Origin of the sequence: Fibrobacter sp. UWB10 (assembly GCF_900182935.1) — a bacterium.
GTDB lineage: Bacteria > Fibrobacterota > Fibrobacteria > Fibrobacterales > Fibrobacteraceae > Fibrobacter > Fibrobacter succinogenes_O.
The window spans coordinates 570,172-588,262 of record NZ_FXUE01000001.1 but is presented as its reverse complement, the minus strand read 5'-3'; the positions used below and the strand labels follow the sequence as shown (position 1 = coordinate 588,262).

Genomic DNA, 18,091 nt, shown 5'->3' with positions numbered 1-18,091 from the left:
ATAAAAAAAGTAATCTATACTATATTTATGGACATAATTATAAAAGGTACGTATGTCAAAAAAAACAGTTTTTGTTACTTCTCCCCTTCTTCCGAAACTGGAAGATTTTATTCCTATGCTCCAGGATATTTGGGATAGAAAATGGCTGACGAACAATGGCTACTACCACAAGGAACTCGAAAAGGCTCTGGCAGAATACTTAGGGGTTGAATACATCAGCCTGTTCACCAACGGGACGCTTCCTCTGATTACGGCCCTGCAGGCAATGAAGATTGCTGGTGAAGTCATCACGACTCCATACAGCTTTGTCGCGACGACCCATTCCATCTGGTGGAACGGCCTGAAGCCCGTCTTCGTGGACGTCGACGAGGAAACAGGCAATATTGACCCCGAAAAGATTGAGGCCGCCATCACTCCGCACACGATGGCAATTATGCCGGTACATGTCTACGGTACGCCCTGTAACATGAAACGTATCCAGGAAATCGCCGATATCTATGGCCTCAAGGTTATCTACGACGCGGCCCACGCCTTCGGTGTCAGGAAGGATGGAGAATCGGTCCTGAACGCGGGCGACATGAGCACGCTCAGTTTCCACGCCACCAAGGTGTACAACACCATCGAAGGTGGCGCACTCGTCTGCCATGACGCAGCGACCAAGAAGCGTATCGACTACCTCAAGAACTTCGGCTTTGCGGGCGAAACCACCGTGGTTGCCCCCGGCATCAACAGCAAGATGGACGAGATCCGTTCCGCCTACGGCCTGTTGAACCTGAAGCAGGTGGACGACGCCATCGCGAAGCGCAAGGCGACCGCCGAGAAGTATCGCGAAGCCCTCAAAGACGTCCCCGGCGTACGCTGCCTGCAGGACATCGAGGGCGTGCGCCACAACTACGCCTACTTCCCGATCTTCATCAGCGAGGAATACGGCATCAGCCGCGATGACCTTTACGCCAAGCTGCAGGAACACGACATCTTCGGTCGCCGCTACTTCTACCCGCTCATTAGCACGTTCGGCGCCTACAAGGGCCTCGAATCCGCCAACCCGAAGAACTTGCCCGTCGCGCACAAGCTCGCCGACCAGGTACTCTGCCTGCCCATGTTCGCGGGCCTCGACGGAGAGAGCTCGGATCGTGTCATCGACGTCGTCAGGAACAAAAGGTAGCCCGCGATGTCGCAGAAGAAGCTGATGCTCCTGGGCGGGCTTAGGTACCTGCTGCCCGTGATCGAGGAAGCCCACAGGCTGGGCGTCCATGTGATTACAGCCGATTACCTGCCCAACAACATTGCGCACAAGTATTCCGACGAATACTGCAACGTAAGCATCGTGGACAAGGACGCAGTCCTGAAAGCAGCCAAAGAATTGAAAATCGATGGTATCCTCTCGCATGCCGTTGATCCCGGAGTCGTTTCAGCCGCATACGTAGCAGAGAAGATGGGACTGCCGTTCCAGTGCAGCTACGAGGCGACCTGCATTCTGCAGGACAAGTCTCTTTTTCGCAAGTTCCTCGCCGAACACGGGTTCAACTGCCCGAAGGCGAAGGGCTATACGAACGTCGAGGACGCCCTGAACGACGTAGACTATTTTAACTGGCCCGTCATCGTGAAGCCTGTCGATTCAGCAGGCAGCAAGGGGGTCACGAAGGTTGAAAACAAGGAAAATTTACGTAACGCCATTGAGACCGCTCTCTCGTCGTCGCTTTCAAAACATTTCATAATCGAGGACTTTCTCGACAAAGTCGGTGCTCAGTCCAGCGCAGACATCTTCACGGTAGACGGCAAGCTCGTCTACCCGGCGTATTCCGATCAGTTGTTCGACAAGAACGCCGCGAACCCATACACGCCCGCAATCGAAATTTGGCCCGCCTCCATGGAGCAGAAGTTCCAAGACGACTTGACAGCACAACTGCAGCGCCTGTTCACGCTTCTCGGCGTGAAGTCGGGCATCTACAATGTGGAGAGCCGCGTGTGCTCCGACGGCAAGGCGTACATCATGGAAGTCTCCCCCCGCGGCGGAGGGAACCGCATCGCCGAACTGCAGGACATGGCGACCGGTCAGAGCCTGATCGCAAACGAGATCCGGAAAGCGCTCGGCATGCCGATGGACAACATCACCGCGCCGCGATACGACGGCGTCTGGTGCAACTACATCCTGCACACCAATAAGACTGGTACATTCGTTTCAATAGACATTGCTCCAGACTTTCAGCAAAAATATGTTCGCAATGTAGGCCTGATCGTAAAGCCTGGCGACAAGGTTGTCCCTTTTACGGGAGCAAACAATTCGCTTGGGACGTTATTCCTGCGATTTGAAAGTCGTAAGGCATTAGAAACTGCAATGTCAAGCATGTCAAAATTCATAACAATAAACATAAGGTAACCCACAATGAAAATTTTGGTCGTAGGCAGTGATTACGGAACCGTCGATATGGTCAATGAGGCCCGCAAGTGTGGGGACTACGTTGTCGTCGCCGATTACTATGAAGAAACGTTGACCAAATCGGTGGCCGACGAATCATGGGTCGTAAGCACTCTTGATATCGATGCTCTTGAAGACCTTTGCAGAAAGAATGGTATCGAAGCTGTCACTTTCGCAGCAAGTGACTTGAATGTGACAAACGGAAGGCAACTTGCCAAACGCCTTGGACTACCATGTTATTGTTCTAGCGATGTTGCATGGGGTGTCGCAAGGAATAAGGGAAAGTTCAAAGAAATTTGCAAAAAGATTGGAGCGCCCATCGCTACTGACTACATCGTTTCTGAAAACCTGACCGATGAAGAACTTGACAAAATAACTTTCCCTGTCGTGGTAAAACCTGTCGATCGTTCTGCCAATAGGGGCATGAGTTACTGCGACAATAAGGACGAACTCAGGGCTGCCTATAAGCTTGCTCGCGAAATATCAGATAATCCGCGAATTATAGTTGAGCGGCGTTTGTATGGCCCCGAATTTGTCGCAAACTACGTCATTGCAGACGGCAAGGCTGTACTCAACCACCTCAGCGCAGAGCATCACCAACCCGGCGAAAAGGCCAATCTCTACTCCATAATCAACACGACAAGTTGCCACCTAAAGCAATATCTCGAAGAATTGAATGACTACGTCATTAAGATTTTCGAGATGGCGGAATTCAATGAAGGAATCGCATGGGTCGAATGCATGCTTGATCAGGATGGGCACTTCTACCTGATTGAACCCGGTTTTAGATTCTGTGGGGAAATGACGGCCGTTCCATATGGTCAAATTTCAGGTTTTAATGGAATCAAATGGATGCTGGATATCGCCAAGGGCGTCAAGCACACACATGATCAGCTCCCACCCCCGTTGACAACGGCCCATTATGGCAGCGGGGTCTCTTATCTTCTTTTTGCTCATACCGTCGACACTGTCGAAAGGATCGAGGGGCTTGACGTCATAGAGAAAATCCCAAATGTGGTAATCGACATCCGTCATCGAAAGAATTTCAAGACTCGATATCTCGGAACCTTGGGCGTTATCCGATTCCCAGCACACTCCGAAAAGGAACTTCTAGAATATATTCGCATAATCAATGACAATCTCAGGGTGCTGAACGCAAAGGGAGAAGACTTGATTATTCATTATACGGATTATGATTCTCTCAAAGAACAGTACGAACTTGGTCTAAAAGAATTTGGCTTCGAAATAAAATAGGGGAAAATATGGAACCAAAACTCAAAGTGGAGAAGAAGCTATTCTTCCCGTCCATGATCATACTACTCGCGGTTATCATCGCTGTCGCAACCAACTTGGAACTCTTGCAGACATCGATGGGTGCCATCTATGAAAACTGCATTAGCTCTTTCGGCTGGCTTTTCATATTTGCAGATATTTGCTGTTTGTTGTTCTCTGTGTGGCTTATGTTTGGCCGCTATAAGGATGTGCGCCTGGGTGGGCCGGATTGTAAGCCTGTTTTTAGCTCGCTGTCGTGGGCGGGAATGATGTTCACGACAAGTTGCGGTGGCTGGCTTGTCGTTTACGGATTCCTTGAACCGATTTACTGTGCTTCGCAGAATGCAATTGTGACTGGAGAAAACATTGCAAGGTCTTATGAGTTGGGCCAGTTGTATGCGCACTTCCATTGGGGCTCCAATGCGTGGGCGATTTATGTCCCTATTTCTATTGCCATTGGTTATGTTCTGTATAATCGTAAAGGTCATGAAGCTACTGTGAGCGCTGGCATCAGCAGTGTAACTCCGCAAAACAGGTGGGGCAAGTTGCTTGGCGTTGTCGTAGATGTGATTGCCATTTGTAGTGCCGTGTTTGCGCCCGTGATTTCTATCGGTACGGGCATGCCTTTGTTGACCGCTCTTGTTCAAAACATTTTTGGTGTCCCAGACGCTTACAAGGCAACAATCCATATTGTCATTCTTTTCATCTGGGTGGCTATATTTGGAACCAGCGTGTACCTGGGCCTCAATAAGGGTATTAAGAAGTTGAGTAACTTTAATGTCTCGGCTGCATTTATCTTTATGGGCATTATAGGACTCTTTGTGGGCTTGATTCAGGTTTTTAGTTCCGAAATCAATACCGCGGGTTTGTTTGTTCAGGACATTATTCGCCTGAGTACGTTTACGGACCCCTATGGCAATGGCGGCTTCGTGAAGGGCTGGACTTTCAGCTATTGGGCTTGCTATTTTGTGTATATGCCTTTGATGGGTGTGTTTAACGCCAAGATTTCGAAGGGTAGAACGCTCAGACAGATTGCATTTGGTCAGTTGATCCTTTGCACTCTCGGTTGCTGGGTGGCTATGGGTACTTTCGGTAACTTCGCGGTCAAGGCCCAGATGAGTGGTTCTGTTGACGTGGCCGGATTCCTTGCCAATGGTGACGAAGCTGGTGCTATCATTGCCTTGATTAACACGTTGCCGATGTCGACGATTTTTATGGTTGTGCTACTTGCGATTGCATTCATCTTCCTTGCTACTACGATGGACTCTAGCGCATTTGCTGCCGCTGAAATGACTGCCGTGCAGACGGGTTCCGACAATTTGGCTCCTCGCTGGCTCCGTGTGGTATGGGCTGCAGTGGCTGCAATTATCGCATTCATCGTGGTTCAACTGGGTGGCGCGAAAGCGGTGCGCTCGGTGTGCTATATCGCTGGCTTACCGCTCGCTGTCATCGTATTCTTTATCATGTATGCGGTTTATAAGATGCTGAAAATGGACTACAGAAGAAAATCCAAGGTTCCGTTTGTTCCCGAAGAGAATGATGAGATAGAAAAGATAAGGAATGTTGAGGAAAAGACATAAAGAGCAACAAGGATTTTGTTGATAATGAAGAATGAAAAATATGACTATCTTATCGTAGGTTCCGGCTTGTTCGGGGCGACTTTTGCCTATCGTGCAACCAAGGCAGACAAGAAATGCTTGGTCATTGACAAGCGTCCCCAATTGGGTGGGAATGTATATTGCGAAAATGTAGAAGGCATAAACGTTCACAAGTATGGCGCCCATATTTTCCATACCAACAATAAACAGGTGTGGAACTTTGTGAACTCTATTGTGGAATTCAACCGATACACGAATAGTCCCATTGCGAATTATAAGGGCAAACTTTATAACCTACCGTTCAATATGAATACGTTCTACCAGATGTGGGGCGTGACTACTCCGGCCGAAGCTCAGGCGAAAATTGACGAACAGAAAGCTGCTGCTGTTGCTGCGCTGAATGGTCGCGAGCCTGCGAATCTCGAGGAACAGGCGTTGACGCTTGTCGGTAAAGACATCTTTGAAAAACTTATCAAGGAATACACTGAAAAACAATGGGGCCGAAACTGTAAGGATTTACCAGCTTTTATTATTAAGCGCCTCCCAGTGCGCCTAGTCTTTGATAACAATTACTTTAATGACCGTTATCAAGGGATTCCTATCGGTGGATACAACAAACTTATTGATGGTTTGCTAGAAGGTGTTGAAACCCGTACGGGGGTTGATTTTTTCGCAGAGTACAAGGACAACTGGCGTAATATTGCTGATAAACTTGTTTATACCGGTGCCATTGACGAATATTTCGATTACAAGCTCGGAAAGCTTGACTGGCGCACGGTAAGTTTTAAGACTCGCATCGAAAATACCCCGGATTACCAGGGAAACGCAGTCGTAAACTATACGTCGCATGACCAACCTTTTACCCGCATTATTGAACATAAACATTTTGAAATGTTCGGACAGACTGTTTACGACTGCCCGAAAACGGTTGTCTCGGAAGAATATTCAACAGAATATAAAGATGGTATGGAACCTTATTATCCAGTAAATGACAGTCGTAACAATGCCTTGGCCGATGAATATCGTAAACTGGCTTCTGCGGAAAAGGATGTTGTGTTTGGCGGTCGCCTGGCGCAGTACAAGTACTATGATATGGCTCCAATTATTGAACAGGTTCTTTGCTTGAGTAATGTCTAGAAATTAGGGTCGCTGGCCCAAAACATATGTAGTTCTTCTAGTCTGTTTAAGAGAGACTGTTTCATCATTTGTATGGCGGAGGAAAAGTCTTCTTCTTCGTCACCGGCGAGGCCATTTGTAAGCTTTAATCCCCAGAGATTGAAATTCCGCTCGTTGGATAATTGTGTATAATTTGCGAGAGAATCAATGAATGTGGTTAATGATTGGAGCTTTTTTTCTGATTGAGCCCATTCACTTTGAATAATTTCTTGGAATTCTCTTTTTTCACGAATTTTTTGGAGCCAAAGTGCATTTTTTGCGATAAGGCCTTTGGGGCGAGTGGTGAAGGTTTGCCAGTCAAAATCCCAGACAGGACCAAATTTTAAGATAGTATCTTTGTAGGCGTAAACACTCTTGGGCATTTTAACTTCTGGATTTTGTGTAACTTCTTGAACAATCCAAAATGAAGCTAAACTTTTCAAATCTAAAAGAAACTTATAATCATTGTTTGAACATTCTCCGTATAGTGAACATTCTATAGAGTCAATATAATTACGTATGTGGTTAAATTTTTCGTCAGACAAATCCTTAGGTTGTTTGATATTTATTGGAAAATTTCTATATGCTGATCGGAATTTGTTTGTTTCATCAAAATATGTGTCGAATTCCAGCAAAAAGCTATTTGAGTCCAAATCAAGTTTTTCTTTTTTTATTTCAATTTTTTCGCATATATAATAGTTTCCTATAAATTTCTTGTTCAAGAATATTTCTGCAAATCTCCCTTGGGGTACCCATTCTTGGCTCGTTTGACGAGCTATTTCAAAAGCAACTGCGTTCCGGATTAAAGTACGATCCCTATAATTTGCTAACATTACCCATTTTTTTGATTTAGGCATGCCAAGGAAAGCCTGTTTTTTTTCGAATTTTATTGCATAGGGCTTTTTGGGATATCCCCATGATGTATTTCCTCTCCCTCTAATTGTCAGTTCCATCACTTCGCTTTCAGGTGCATGTTCTCCCCATATCTGCAATCTTGCGGGAATCTCTGTTTCGCGGTCCTTGATTTCGCGATGGTTCTCCGTTTCAATCACAATACGAGGGATTCCTGCGTAAGGGTATTCTGAATCGTCTAAAGGCAGATAGTCTAATTTTGCGGAGAGTGGGGTGGCGTCGTCTTCTGCAATGTTCCAATTAGCAATGATTTCTTGATCCACCCCTTCGCTATTGCTGCATCCCAAAAACAGGCTTCCAATAACGAGGCTCAGGAACAGGGGGAGTTGTTTTGCAAAATGATAACGCACGTTTACAAATATAGATTTTTTGTAAAAGGCTTTTAATGTCTTTTTTCTTACTGTTTTTGATTTTTAGTCAATGGTCCGGTCAATCCAAAGAAAGCGTTTTGTTGTCCAGATTTTTAGTTCTTTCACGGCTTCGTCGTAATCAGAGTAGGGCATGTTCCAGCGTTTAAAGTTGTTTTTGGCGGGCTTTTCTAATACGGCGCGGTAGTGTTCGATTGTGTCTAGGACAGACAGAAAGACTGGCCTGTGTTCTTTCCAAAATTCTTGGGCTTTTTGCAAAAAGTCAGCGTCTTCAAACAGGTATTTGTTCCAATAGCGATCCCGAATTCCGTACCCCGATGGTTTGCGGTCTTTAGTTTCGTTGTGGCCTCCGAATGCCAGGTCAAAGTCCCATACGGGGCCCATGAAAATGCGTCCGTCAATGGACCATGTAAAATAGACGCTTGTGTAAAAGTTGGCGTCTAGGTTCTTGGCAAATTCCTGAACCCAGTAGTGCAAAATGTATTCGTGGACATCGATCCATCGGTCTAAAGACAGCGTCTTGTATTGTTGCATGAACTGGACGTAGGATTCAAAGTTATTGACAAACGAAATCAGTGTGTCTTGAGACAGCGTGTTCAGCTCTTTGGGGTAATGAATGTTGAGCGCTTTTCCCAGGTTGGTGAAATATACGTGTTCGTCTTTTCGGTATTTCGCATCGATTTCGACAAGAAAGGTTGTGCTTGGTGAAGGAACCTTGATTCTGTTCTTTCCGATTTTGATAGTTTCGGTGAGTTGGTATACACCCAGGTATTCTCTGTTCAGGTACAGTTCGACAAATTCACAGCGTGGCGAGTAGTAGGCGCCTAGCCCTGCAGAAAGTTGGTAGGCCAGGTAGTTTTTCATCAAGGTCTTGTCGGAATGGTTGGCAATCAGCGCCCAATCCCGCTCGGCAGGCATTCCTAACATGGGTTGCTTGTCGATGAATTCGATTTTGTAGCCTTTCTTGGGCATGTCCCAGGTGGAATTTCCCCTTCCCCTGATTGTCATGTCCAGCACTTCGCTTTCGGGGGCGTGTTCGCCCCATATTTGCAGCTTGGCGGGAATTTCGTTTTTGCGGTCTTTGACGGGGCTTCTGTTTTCGGTTTCAATTACGATTCTCGGGATGCCTGCGTAGGGGTATTCCGTATCGTTTAGGGGGAGATATTTTTTTGTTGAAGGTTGTGCCGAAACCGCGGAAATTTCCCCTTCGCTGTTGCTGCATGCGCAAAAAAATAATGCGGCAATAGCAAGAGCGTAAATCGGGAAATTCATGCCTTTAAAATAAATAAAACTATTCCGGATTTTACAAAAAAAATGACGATTTCGGGCTGAAAACGCGCTTTTTACACAGAAACGAATATTACGATTTACATAAATTTCTTATTTTTCGCCTTTTTTCGATTTTATGGCTTATATTTGGGTAAAACGGACGAGGTCTGAATGAAATTTAATGTTTGGGTATGTGGGTCGGTTGGCTTTTTATGGGTCCTGGCGATGGTTTTGTTGCTTTCTGCGACAAATTCTTTTGCTGAAGATATTGTGGCGACGACTTCTAACGGCTCGACAGTGATTTTGCACGACAACGGCCGTTGGGAATACTACCAGAACAACGCAAAAATTCGCGATGTGCGCCCGAGTGCCATTCCCGAAGATGCCAAGTTCCAGATTACCGTTCAGTATGAAAGCGTGAACAAAATCAAGAAAGATGTTCGCATGATGATGGAAGGCGATTTCGCCACCGAAGAAGAAATTAAAGACAGCCTGCGTAAGGTGCCGAAGGGTGGCATGGTGTATTTCCAGGTTGCCACCAAACAGATCAAGCCGGGATTTCCGCGCGAGTTGACGTATTACATTTATGACAAGGGTAAAAAGCCGATTTTCTCGCAGACGGCACGCGATAGCGAAGCCACCCCGAGTGAATCCAGTAGCATCATGAATTTGATGGTGGTGCCGCTGTATGCAAAGCCTAAATCCAAGGTGCTCAGGGCAAAAGTCGTGAGCGAATCAGCCAAGCAGACTCTGGAGTTCGACATTCCGATTAAATAGCCCCCATGAAGTTTGCTGTAGTAGATTTAGAAACGACGGGTGGTACGGCCGAAGTGGGCCGCATTACCGAAATAGGCATTGTTCTTTTAGATGATTGTGAAGTAGTCAAGACTTATTCGGCACTAGTTGACCCGGGTATGCCGATTCAGCCTTTTGTGCAGCATTTGACGGGTATTACCGACGAAATGGTGCAGGGCAAGCCTCAGTTTGCATCGATTGCCGAAGAGGTGGCTGAACTCTTGAAAGACCGCATTTTTGTGGCACACAACGTGCTGTACGATATCAAGTTTATGCGTACGGAACTCAAGCGCTGTTGCATCAAGATCGACCCGCCGAGGCTTTGCACGGTCAAGATTTCTCGTCGCTTTTTCCCGGGGCTTCCGAGTTACAGCCTGCATAAGTTGACGCAGGCGCTAGAACTGCCGGAGTTCAATCATCACCGCGCTTTAGACGATGCGCTGGCGGCGGCTGAGATTTTGAAGCTTGCCTTCAATAAAGTCGGGCCCGAAAAGATTCTGAAAGAAGTCAAGAATCTTTCGACTCCCAAGAAAGCGAAAGTCGAGGCAATTTAGGTTATTTGATAATTCCCGCCTTATATTTCATCTTCAGAATTCTTGCTGCAGATTCTTCGATGCGCTGCCTGTAATATTTACTTTGTTTAGAAAGTGCTGCCAGATAGTTGATCATTTCTACCGCTTTTGACGAGTAGGTAATCATGAACATGTCGTTGCCGGCCATCAAGGCGGTGCGTACGAGTTTTCTAAAATCCTTGGCGGGGTAGTTCTTGCTTCGGACACGTTCGTTGCCGCTAATCCAGGCGCGTAGGCTGACGCCCCACAGGTCATCGGTCAATATGACGGTCTCGGGCGACATATCGCGGGCCATTTTGACAATCTTTGGCTCGAATACAGCGGGGCGGCTTGATATGCGTACAAAGCTTACGCTGCTCATCATGGTCACGGGAATGTCGTTTGCGAGTGTCTTGAAGAAGCTCACGTTCTTTGCAATCTTCGCCCTGGGGGTTGCGCTCACGGCAATTTGGTGATCGCTATTGGTCCAACTGTCGTAACCCGGGAAATGCTTGGAAACGCAAATGACTCCGTTTTCGCTCATGCCCTTGACGAATGCTCTTACTTTGAATGCGTTTGTGGTGTCGTTGCCCCAGGAGCGGCGGCTTTCTTCCATGAACGAATTCTTGCCGCGGCTGTCTTTAGAAGGGTCAAGAACGGGAGCCAGGTTCATGTTTATTTTGAGTTCTTTCAGTGCGCTTCCGATTTTGTTGGCGAGCGAGTGGATGTCTGTCGAATCCATGCGTCGCATTTCCAGTGCGCTGGGAATGCCTCGCCATGTATCGGAGTAAGAGGCCAGTCGGTTGACGATTCCGCCTTCTTGGTCCGTGGCGACGACGAGCGGGATTCTTAGGCCGGAGTCGATTTCGGCCATCGTGTTCAGGTAGCGTTTTGCTGAGCGAAGGTGCTGGCCTGTGATAAGCACTCCGCCGATTTCGTTTTCGATAATGAATTGCGACGAGGTGAGGTACACCATTACCATTTGCGCTGCTTTCTGCTTAATGGTCAGCGAATCCCACAGTGGCATGAGTTCGCGGGGGAGTCCGTAGGGCGTCTGCACTGAATCGGTTTGCGGTAAGGCTTCTGCTGTGTATGGTGCGCTTGTCGCTGAACTGCTTGCGGGTTCCGCGCTTGCGTTAGACGAATCTGCCTGTTCGCTTGCGATAGATTCCGTGAGAGAATTCAGCGGAACAAACTGCACGTCAGACAGAGAATCCTCTGCCTGCACAAAGGCAAATGCCGCAAGTAAAAATGTGACTGCTCTTTTTAGGTGCATTCCGCGGGCTACTCGGCTTTTTTCTTGCCAAAGCGTCTCGGTTTGAATTCACGGGGCGGGAAGTCGAACTTGAGCTTGCCGCCTTTATCCAAATAAAGGTATGCGTCAAAGGTGCGGTGGGTCTTGTTGCTGCGGAAGCCCTTCAGGAGCGTCGTCTTTTCGCCGGCGAGCATCTTCTTGATTTCTTCGAGCGGGATTTCCTTGCCCAAGAGAATCTTCGGGAGCGTAATGCCGCTGGGTTCCTTCTTCAAGTAAGAATCGCTCACGTAGCCGGTCATGGTCTCGTACACAGCGGCGCCGTCTACAGGCGACTTGCCGACTTCGGCTCCGACTTCTACTTCTTCGGGTTTTTCTTCGAATACAAATTCAATCTTGTTTTCGTCGTTGATGATGACGACGGCCGAAAATTCGGCACCGCGCTTGCTGCGGAATCCGGTGAGCGGACCAATTTTGCGGTTGGTCAAGAGCTCGGTGATTTCTTCCGGAGTCAGTCTCTTGCCGCCAATCATCTTGCGAATCACGATGCCGTCTTCGGTGGTGTAGCGGCTCACGGTCTCGAAAACCTTCTTGCCGTTCACGGGGCTAAACGGGGCTTCGCCGGTGGTGCTTTCTTCCTTGAATCCCTTGATGTTCTTGACCATGGTGCGCGTCATGTCGACGATGCCTTCCATGAACTTTTCGCGGGTTTCCTTGCCCTTCTCGATTTGCTCCATTTTATATTCCCAGTTGCCGGTGAGTTCCGGGCTGGTGAGCGCTTCGATGTCCATGGCCTTCAGCACCTTGATCAGGTCGAATGCCTTGGCGGTCGGAATCATGTCTTTGCCGTCGCGAACCACGTACTTGTCGCTGACGAGCTTTTCAATAATAGCGGCGCGAGTTGCCGGCGTTCCAAGTCCGCGTTCCTTCATGGCGTCGCGGAGTTCTTCGTCTTCCACTAGCTTACCGGCGCTTTCCATCATCGAAAGGAGCGTGCTTTCGGTGTAGTGTGCAGGCGGTTTGGTAAAGTCTTCCTTTTCTTCGAGGGCGACCGTCTTTGCGGACTTGCCCTTCAGGGCCGGAATGCTGGATTCGTCGTCGCTGTCTTTACCGTACACAGCCTTGAAGCCCGGGTCCACCAGCACCTTGCCTTCGGTGAGGAAGGTTTCACCTTCCACGGTCGTTACGCGGGTGGTGTTTTCGTACTTGGCAGGCGGGAAGAACACAGCGATGAATCGCTGGCAAATCATCGTGAAAATCTTTTGTTCGGCTTCGGTCAGGCCCGTAGGCATCACGCCGGTGGGGATGATTGCAAAGTGGTCCGAAATCTTGGAGTTGTCGAACACCTTGGGAGTCTTCACAACCCAGTTGTTCTTGAGGGCGGTCTCGGCGAACTTGGCGAGTGGACCTTCAATCTTTCCGAGGGTCGCCTTTACTGGTGCCACGTAGTCTTCGGGCAAGCAACGGCTGTCGGTACGCGGGTAGGTGGTCGCCTTGTGGCGTTCGTACAAAGCCTGCGCAATCGAAAGGGTAGTCTTGGCGCTAAAGCCGAAGCGGTTGTTCGCTTCGCGTTGCAAAGTCGTCAAATCGTACAGCGGGCCGCACTTCTGGAGCGAGGGGGCTGACGTTTCTTCAACCGTGCCGGCCTTGCCCTTGCACTTCTTCAAGATTTCCTTGACTTTCTTTTCGTCGAAAATCTGCTTGACCTTGTCCTTGCCGTCTTCCTTACTGGTAGTGAACCACTTGCCGGGGTAGTGGCTGCCGTCGTTGTCGAATTCGGCTTCCACGGTCCAGAACTTTTGAGGCACAAACTGCAGGCGTTCTTCTTCGCGGTTCACGATAATGGCAAGCGTCGGCGTCTGCACGCGGCCGCACGGGGTCACCTGGAATCCGCCCATGGAACTGTTGTAGGCGGTAAGGCCGCGGCTTCCGTTCATGCCAATCAGCCAGTCGGCTTCGCTACGGCAAAGGGCGGCGGCCTTCAGGTTTTCCATTTCGGCGCCGTCGCGCATATTTTCGAACGCTTCCTTGATGGCGGCCGGGGTCATACTCTGCATCCACAGGCGCTTGATGGTCTTACCTGTGAACTTGCCCTTGAGCACATACTGTAATATATAGAAGAAAATCAGTTCACCTTCGCGGCCCGCATCGCATGCGTTCACGATGGTCGTCACGTCTTTGCGCTTGATGAGTTTGCTAAGGGCGGAAAGCTGACCCTTGGTAGCCGGTGTGGCGACGAGCGGGAATTCTTTGGGGAGCATGGGGAGCGTGCTCATTTCCCACTTCTTATACTTCTCGTCAATTTCCTTGGGGTCGGCGATTTCGACCAGGTGGCCGATGGCATGGCTCACGATGGTGGTGTCGCTTTCGTAGTGGGTCTTTTCGTTCTTGAAGTTCTTTTGTCCGAGCACGCGGACCAGGTCCAGGGCTACGCTCGGTTTTTCGGCGATAATCAGGGTCTTGCCGTCGACCGGAGCTTTAACCGCCTTCGTCGTTTTCTTTGCGGCGGTCTTGGTTGCTGTTGTTTTAGTCGTGGTTGCTTTTTTAGTTGTTGTTGCCATCATTATTTCCATTTAAATCGTCCGAACAGGCCAAAAAGCACGGCCAGCACGGTAAAGGGGGCGTGGATAATTTCAACCGGAATGCACCACTTTAAAAGGTGCTCCTGCTTAAAGATCCTAAGCCCGCGAAGTATTAAAACCAGGTCGCCAATGCATTTGGCGATAAAGGCGACGATGGTCGCCATCAAAATTCCGAAACTGAACGGCGATAGAGCCGCAGCGATACATTGCATGACGAGGAACAGGAACACCATGCTGAGTACAAATACGATTTTCGGTGTATAATATATAGTCTTCGATGCCCAGCGCTTGCGCTGTTCCCAGAGTTCCTTCAAGGTTTCTTTGCCACTTGTGGTCACAAAGGTCGACTCGGCTATGCAGTAGCGCATGGCCCAAGGGCGGTCCGCGGCCAGTTTCTGCATCAGTAGGTCGTCGTCGCCGCTTTGTATCTTGATCACGTTGTCAAAGCCGTTTACGCTCTTGAAAAAGCTCTTGCGGTAGGCGAGGTTGTTGCCGGTGCTGGTAAGCGGCAGGCGCATGGCGAGGCCCGCGGTGCCGGCGACGCGGTAAATGAGCGTTTCGACGGCTTGCATGCAAATGAGCACGCTGGACTTACCAGGGAGGGTCGGAATGTATGAATGTCCGGCTACCAGTTCGATTCCCGGTTCGAATTCGGCGACAATTCCCGTGACCCAGGTGGGCTTTACCAGACAGTCGGCGTCGGTCAGGCACAAGATTTCGCCCTCGCAGGCTTCAATCAACAGCGAAAGAGCATGCTTTTTCGGGCTTGCACCTTCGGGGATTTCCTTGATGGAAAGAACATGCAGTCTGGGGTTCTTGGCGGCGTACTCGGCGAGAATTGCCGGAGTTCCGTCTTCACTTCGGTCATCGGCCACCCACACATCCCATTCACCTCGGTAGTCTTGGGCAAGGACCGAATCCAGAGTCTCGCGTATGCCGGCCTCTTCATTGCGGGCCGAAATCAGAATGCTCACCTTGGGTGCGGGCTCCACATCGGAGTTTCCCACGCGCACTTTACCGAGCGCACGGAAGAACCGCGCCTCCAAGACTATATAGAATAGTCCGAATACGGCTAAGAGGCCGATGACCAGGTATGTGAGCACCGTAAAAAACATTTTTCGCGCAAAATTTAGTTCATCGAAAAGGCGTTGAAAATTTTCGCCTGCCAAAATGGCCTTGATTTTTTGCGCCACCTGCGTTTTTCTCGCAAAAACGCCATAATTATATTTATATTACATAGTGTCTCCACTATATATAAGGAGGTTTGGAATGAAATTAAGCGCTTTAATCAATAAGTATAACAATGCAAACCTGGTGCTCCGTATCGCCATCGCGATTGTCGTGGGTGCACTTTTGGGAATGTTCCTGCCTTCGCAGAAATGGATTACCGAGTTCGGCGTGCTGTTCGTGGGTGCGCTCAAGGCCGTAGCGCCTGTGCTTGTGTTTGTTTTGATTATCTGTTCGCTGGCTACCGGCAAGTCTCGCTTGGATCGTCGCTTTGGCCGCGTGGTTGCCCTATACCTGGTGGGTACGCTGCTAGCGTCCTTTGCCGCCGTGGGGTCGAGCATCATGTTCCCGCAGAATCTAGAGTTGAATGTGTCGGCAGACGTTTCGACCGTGCCGTCCGATATTTACGAAATCCTGCATAATTTGTTGGTGAATGCGGTGTCGAATCCGTTTGCGTCTATTTCCGATGCGAACTATATCGGTATTCTGGTTTGGGCTGCCTTTCTGGGCTTTGCTATCAAGAAGATTGCAAGTCCGGTGACGTTTACCGTGCTGCAGGATGTGTCGAATGCGGTTTCGATGGTGGTTCGCTGGATTATCAATTTGGCCCCGTTCGGTATCATGGGTATTATGTATACCTCGGTTTCTACGAACGGAATCGGAATTTTCAAGACTTACGGTTCGCTCATTCTGGTTCTTGTGGGAACCATGCTTTTCGTGATGCTTGTGGTGGTGCCGGCTCTTGTAGGACTTGTGTTGCGCCATGACCCGTATCCGCTGGTGCTCAAGTGCCTCAAGAGTAGTGCCGTTACGGCCTTCTTTACCCGCAGTTCCGCCGCGAACATTCCCGTGAACATGGCGCTTTGTAAAAGGCTCGGGCTCGACCGCGAATTTTATTCTGTGTCTATTCCGCTGGGCGCAACTGTCAACATGAGCGGTGCAGCAATCACCATTACCATCATGTCGCTTGCCACGGTGCATACGCTCGGGATTCCGGTGTCGTTTTCGTCGACCATAATCGTGTGCCTGCTTGCCACTATCGGTGCTTGCGGTACGAGCGGTGTCGCGGGTGGTTCGCTCCTATTGATTCCCTTGGCATGTGCCCCCTTTGGCGTTTCGACAGACATTGCCATGCAGGTGGTGGCTGTGGGCTTTATTATCGGCGTGATTCAAGACAGTATGGAAACGGCGCTGAACTCTACGACCGATGCCATATTCACGGCGACGGCGGAATATGCTGCTTGGCGCAAGCAAGGCAAGCCCTTGCCTAAAGATTTGTTCCGCGAGCAGAAAGTCGAAGAACACGAAATCGAAGAACATGAAGCATAAAAAAATCGCGCCTCACCGGGCGCGTTTTTTATGCCAAGATTTTAGTATCAAGACTCTTTGTAATTAGTCTTTCAGTAATTCCGGGTGCTTTTCGGAAATTCGGCGTGCGAGGTACACGAACGGGGTATCCATCAGCGATGTCACGATAAAGATTCCGTAGCCAAATACCAGGATTTCGCCAATCGTATTCCACGGGAACACGCCTGCGAAGGCGAGCAGGTTGAATGCGACCACGTTAATCAGCTGGCTTACGAGCGTGGAGCCGTTGTTACGCACCCACAAGAAACCGCGCCTGTCGCCGAACTTTTTCTCGGTCCATTTCCACCAAGCATGGTAGGCCCACACGTCGAACAGTTCGCAGATGGCGTAGGCAAACAGGCTGGCAAGCATCACGCGCGGGGTGTTGGCAAATACGGTGCAAATCGGTTCTGCCATGGTGTCGCCTGCGGCCGGAATATACAGGAACCAGCTCTGCGAAATCAGAATGAAGGTCACGTTTGCGAGAATGCCAATCTTAACGCAGCGGCTAGCCTCTTTCTTGCCGTAGATTTCGCTCATGATATCGGTGGCTAGGAACGACGATGCAAAAATCACGTTGCCGAGCGTGGTGTCGAGCCCGAAGGCGTGCACCAAAATCAGCACTTCGATATTGGCGGCAATCGTGCAAATTACGGTCCAAGCGAAAATGCCCTGCTTGCCAAAGAAACGGAAAAAGGCGACGAGTCCGCCAAAGAACACAAAGATAGAGGCGATAAGGATGATTTCGTTCTGGAAAGGCATCTTACTTTCTCCTATCGATGGCGGTGAACAGGCGGCTCTTGGCGAGCGCTTCGAATTCAGTGCCCGGCTTGCCGTAGTTGGCAAACGGATAGAGCGAAATGCCGCCGCGCGGCATAAAGATGCCTTCGACTTCGATGTACTTCGGGTCCAGAAGCTTCACCAAGTCTTTCATGATAATGTTCACGCAGTCTTCGTGGAAATCGCCGTGATTGCGGAACGAAAACATATAAAGCTTGAGGGACTTGGATTCTACCAGAAATTGGTCCGGAATGTAGTTGATCTTGATTTCGGCAAAGTCCGGCTGGCCGGTTTTCGGGCAGAGGCTTGTGAATTCAGGGCAGTTGAAGGTGACCATGTAGTCGTTACCCGGATGCTTATTCGGGAACTTTTCCAGCACTTCGGGGCTGTAGGTGGTCTTGTATTGGGTTTTGTTGTTACCGAGTAGCGTAACGCCTTCGAGTTCAGCTTCTGAACGCATGATGTCTCCTAGTTTTGTTTTAAGTCAGGATGGTTTTCGAACTGACTGGGCCAAAGATAGAAAAATATTCAATGTTCTAAAGGGGTTTTGTGCTGGTCGTAAGT

15 protein-coding genes are annotated in these 18,091 nt (G+C 49.2%); 8 read left to right on the top strand and 7 right to left on the bottom strand.

Annotated features, from left to right (window positions below; translation table 11 throughout):
- Positions 1–52 precede the first annotated feature (52 nt).
- From QOL41_RS02445 to glf, 5 genes are read left to right on the top strand one after another with little or no spacing between them, the layout of a single operon-like run.
- On the top strand, positions 53–1,165 hold the full coding sequence (locus tag QOL41_RS02445; protein WP_283428515.1) for a DegT/DnrJ/EryC1/StrS family aminotransferase: 1,113 nt from the start codon (positions 53–55) through the stop codon (positions 1,163–1,165).
- A gap of 6 nt (positions 1,166–1,171) precedes the next feature.
- Positions 1,172–2,380, top strand: coding sequence for an ATP-grasp domain-containing protein (locus tag QOL41_RS02440; RefSeq protein WP_283428514.1), 1,209 nt, complete (start codon positions 1,172–1,174; stop codon positions 2,378–2,380).
- 6 nt (positions 2,381–2,386) lie between these two features.
- Positions 2,387–3,673 (top strand): ATP-grasp domain-containing protein, encoded by a 1,287-nt coding sequence (locus tag QOL41_RS02435; protein WP_283428513.1) that lies wholly within the window; start codon positions 2,387–2,389, stop codon positions 3,671–3,673.
- An 8-nt stretch (positions 3,674–3,681) separates the two neighbouring features.
- Positions 3,682–5,271 (top strand): BCCT family transporter, encoded by a 1,590-nt coding sequence (locus QOL41_RS02430; protein WP_283428512.1) that lies wholly within the window; start codon positions 3,682–3,684, stop codon positions 5,269–5,271.
- Positions 5,272–5,295: 24 nt separating this feature from the next.
- Complete coding sequence (glf, locus tag QOL41_RS02425; protein ID WP_283428511.1) at positions 5,296–6,426, top strand: UDP-galactopyranose mutase; 1,131 nt, start codon at positions 5,296–5,298, stop codon at positions 6,424–6,426.
- On the opposite strand, the gene QOL41_RS02420 is transcribed toward glf, so the two are convergent.
- Positions 6,423–7,706, bottom strand: coding sequence for a CotH kinase family protein (locus QOL41_RS02420; protein ID WP_283428510.1), 1,284 nt, complete (start codon positions 7,704–7,706; stop codon positions 6,423–6,425). The genes glf and QOL41_RS02420 overlap by 4 nt on opposite strands.
- Before the next feature lie 63 nt (positions 7,707–7,769).
- Positions 7,770–8,996, bottom strand: coding sequence for a CotH kinase family protein (locus QOL41_RS02415; RefSeq protein WP_283428509.1), 1,227 nt, complete (start codon positions 8,994–8,996; stop codon positions 7,770–7,772).
- Between the two features lie 168 nt (positions 8,997–9,164).
- Here QOL41_RS02415 and QOL41_RS02410 point away from each other — a divergent pair, with 168 nt between their 5' ends.
- Together QOL41_RS02410 and QOL41_RS02405 are read left to right on the top strand one after the other, a co-directional pair.
- Positions 9,165–9,770, top strand: a complete 606-nt coding sequence (locus tag QOL41_RS02410; protein ID WP_283428508.1) for a hypothetical protein — start codon at positions 9,165–9,167, stop codon at positions 9,768–9,770.
- A 5-nt stretch (positions 9,771–9,775) separates the two neighbouring features.
- The gene (locus QOL41_RS02405) at positions 9,776–10,342 is read left to right on the top strand and encodes a 3'-5' exonuclease (protein WP_283428507.1); all 567 of its coding nucleotides are present in this window, start codon (positions 9,776–9,778) and stop codon (positions 10,340–10,342) included.
- 1 nt (position 10,343) lies between these two features.
- Here the strand turns inward: QOL41_RS02405 and QOL41_RS02400 are convergent, their stop codons facing one another.
- From QOL41_RS02400 to QOL41_RS02390, 3 genes are read right to left on the bottom strand one after another with little or no spacing between them, the layout of a single operon-like run.
- Positions 10,344–11,615, bottom strand: coding sequence for a glycoside hydrolase family 3 N-terminal domain-containing protein (locus QOL41_RS02400; protein ID WP_283428506.1), 1,272 nt, complete (start codon positions 11,613–11,615; stop codon positions 10,344–10,346).
- An 8-nt stretch (positions 11,616–11,623) separates the two neighbouring features.
- The gene (locus QOL41_RS02395) at positions 11,624–14,155 is read right to left on the bottom strand and encodes a DNA topoisomerase III (RefSeq protein WP_283428505.1); all 2,532 of its coding nucleotides are present in this window, start codon (positions 14,153–14,155) and stop codon (positions 11,624–11,626) included.
- The gene (locus QOL41_RS02390) at positions 14,155–15,288 is read right to left on the bottom strand and encodes a glycosyltransferase (protein ID WP_173653728.1); all 1,134 of its coding nucleotides are present in this window, start codon (positions 15,286–15,288) and stop codon (positions 14,155–14,157) included. The genes QOL41_RS02395 and QOL41_RS02390 overlap by 1 nt, the downstream gene beginning before the upstream one ends.
- A 154-nt stretch (positions 15,289–15,442) precedes the next feature.
- On the opposite strand from QOL41_RS02390, the gene sstT reads away from it, so the two are divergent.
- Complete coding sequence (gene sstT, locus QOL41_RS02385) at positions 15,443–16,729, top strand: serine/threonine transporter SstT (protein WP_283428504.1); 1,287 nt, start codon at positions 15,443–15,445, stop codon at positions 16,727–16,729.
- Positions 16,730–16,792: 63 nt separating this feature from the next.
- Here the strand turns inward: sstT and QOL41_RS02380 are convergent, their stop codons facing one another.
- Both QOL41_RS02380 and queF read right to left on the bottom strand, forming a co-directional pair.
- Positions 16,793–17,509: a queuosine precursor transporter gene (locus QOL41_RS02380; RefSeq protein ID WP_283428503.1), complete on the bottom strand. Its 717-nt coding sequence runs from the start codon at positions 17,507–17,509 to the stop codon at positions 16,793–16,795.
- Between the two features lies 1 nt (position 17,510).
- Positions 17,511–17,987, bottom strand: coding sequence for a preQ(1) synthase (queF, locus tag QOL41_RS02375; protein WP_283428502.1), 477 nt, complete (start codon positions 17,985–17,987; stop codon positions 17,511–17,513).
- Positions 17,988–18,091 lie beyond the last annotated feature (104 nt).

Bases quoted from the DNA above. Each gene is read 5' to 3' on its own strand.
- QOL41_RS02405 (WP_283428507.1), top strand. From the start codon at position 9,776: ATGAAGTTTGCTGTAGTAGATTTAGAAACGACGGGTGGTACGGCCGAA.
- QOL41_RS02430 (WP_283428512.1), top strand. From the start codon at position 3,682: ATGGAACCAAAACTCAAAGTGGAGAAGAAGCTATTCTTCCCGTCCATG.
- queF (WP_283428502.1), bottom strand. From the start codon at position 17,987: ATGCGTTCAGAAGCTGAACTCGAAGGCGTTACGCTACTCGGTAACAAC.
- QOL41_RS02435 (WP_283428513.1), top strand. From the start codon at position 2,387: ATGAAAATTTTGGTCGTAGGCAGTGATTACGGAACCGTCGATATGGTC.
- QOL41_RS02390 (WP_173653728.1), bottom strand. From the start codon at position 15,288: ATGTTTTTTACGGTGCTCACATACCTGGTCATCGGCCTCTTAGCCGTA.
- QOL41_RS02400 (WP_283428506.1), bottom strand. From the start codon at position 11,615: ATGCACCTAAAAAGAGCAGTCACATTTTTACTTGCGGCATTTGCCTTT.
- QOL41_RS02380 (WP_283428503.1), bottom strand. From the start codon at position 17,509: ATGCCTTTCCAGAACGAAATCATCCTTATCGCCTCTATCTTTGTGTTC.
- QOL41_RS02440 (WP_283428514.1), top strand. From the start codon at position 1,172: ATGTCGCAGAAGAAGCTGATGCTCCTGGGCGGGCTTAGGTACCTGCTG.
- sstT (WP_283428504.1), top strand. From the start codon at position 15,443: ATGAAATTAAGCGCTTTAATCAATAAGTATAACAATGCAAACCTGGTG.
- QOL41_RS02395 (WP_283428505.1), bottom strand. From the start codon at position 14,155: ATGATGGCAACAACAACTAAAAAAGCAACCACGACTAAAACAACAGCA.
- QOL41_RS02445 (WP_283428515.1), top strand. From the start codon at position 53: ATGTCAAAAAAAACAGTTTTTGTTACTTCTCCCCTTCTTCCGAAACTG.
- QOL41_RS02410 (WP_283428508.1), top strand. From the start codon at position 9,165: ATGAAATTTAATGTTTGGGTATGTGGGTCGGTTGGCTTTTTATGGGTC.
- QOL41_RS02415 (WP_283428509.1), bottom strand. From the start codon at position 8,996: ATGAATTTCCCGATTTACGCTCTTGCTATTGCCGCATTATTTTTTTGC.
- glf (WP_283428511.1), top strand. From the start codon at position 5,296: ATGAAGAATGAAAAATATGACTATCTTATCGTAGGTTCCGGCTTGTTC.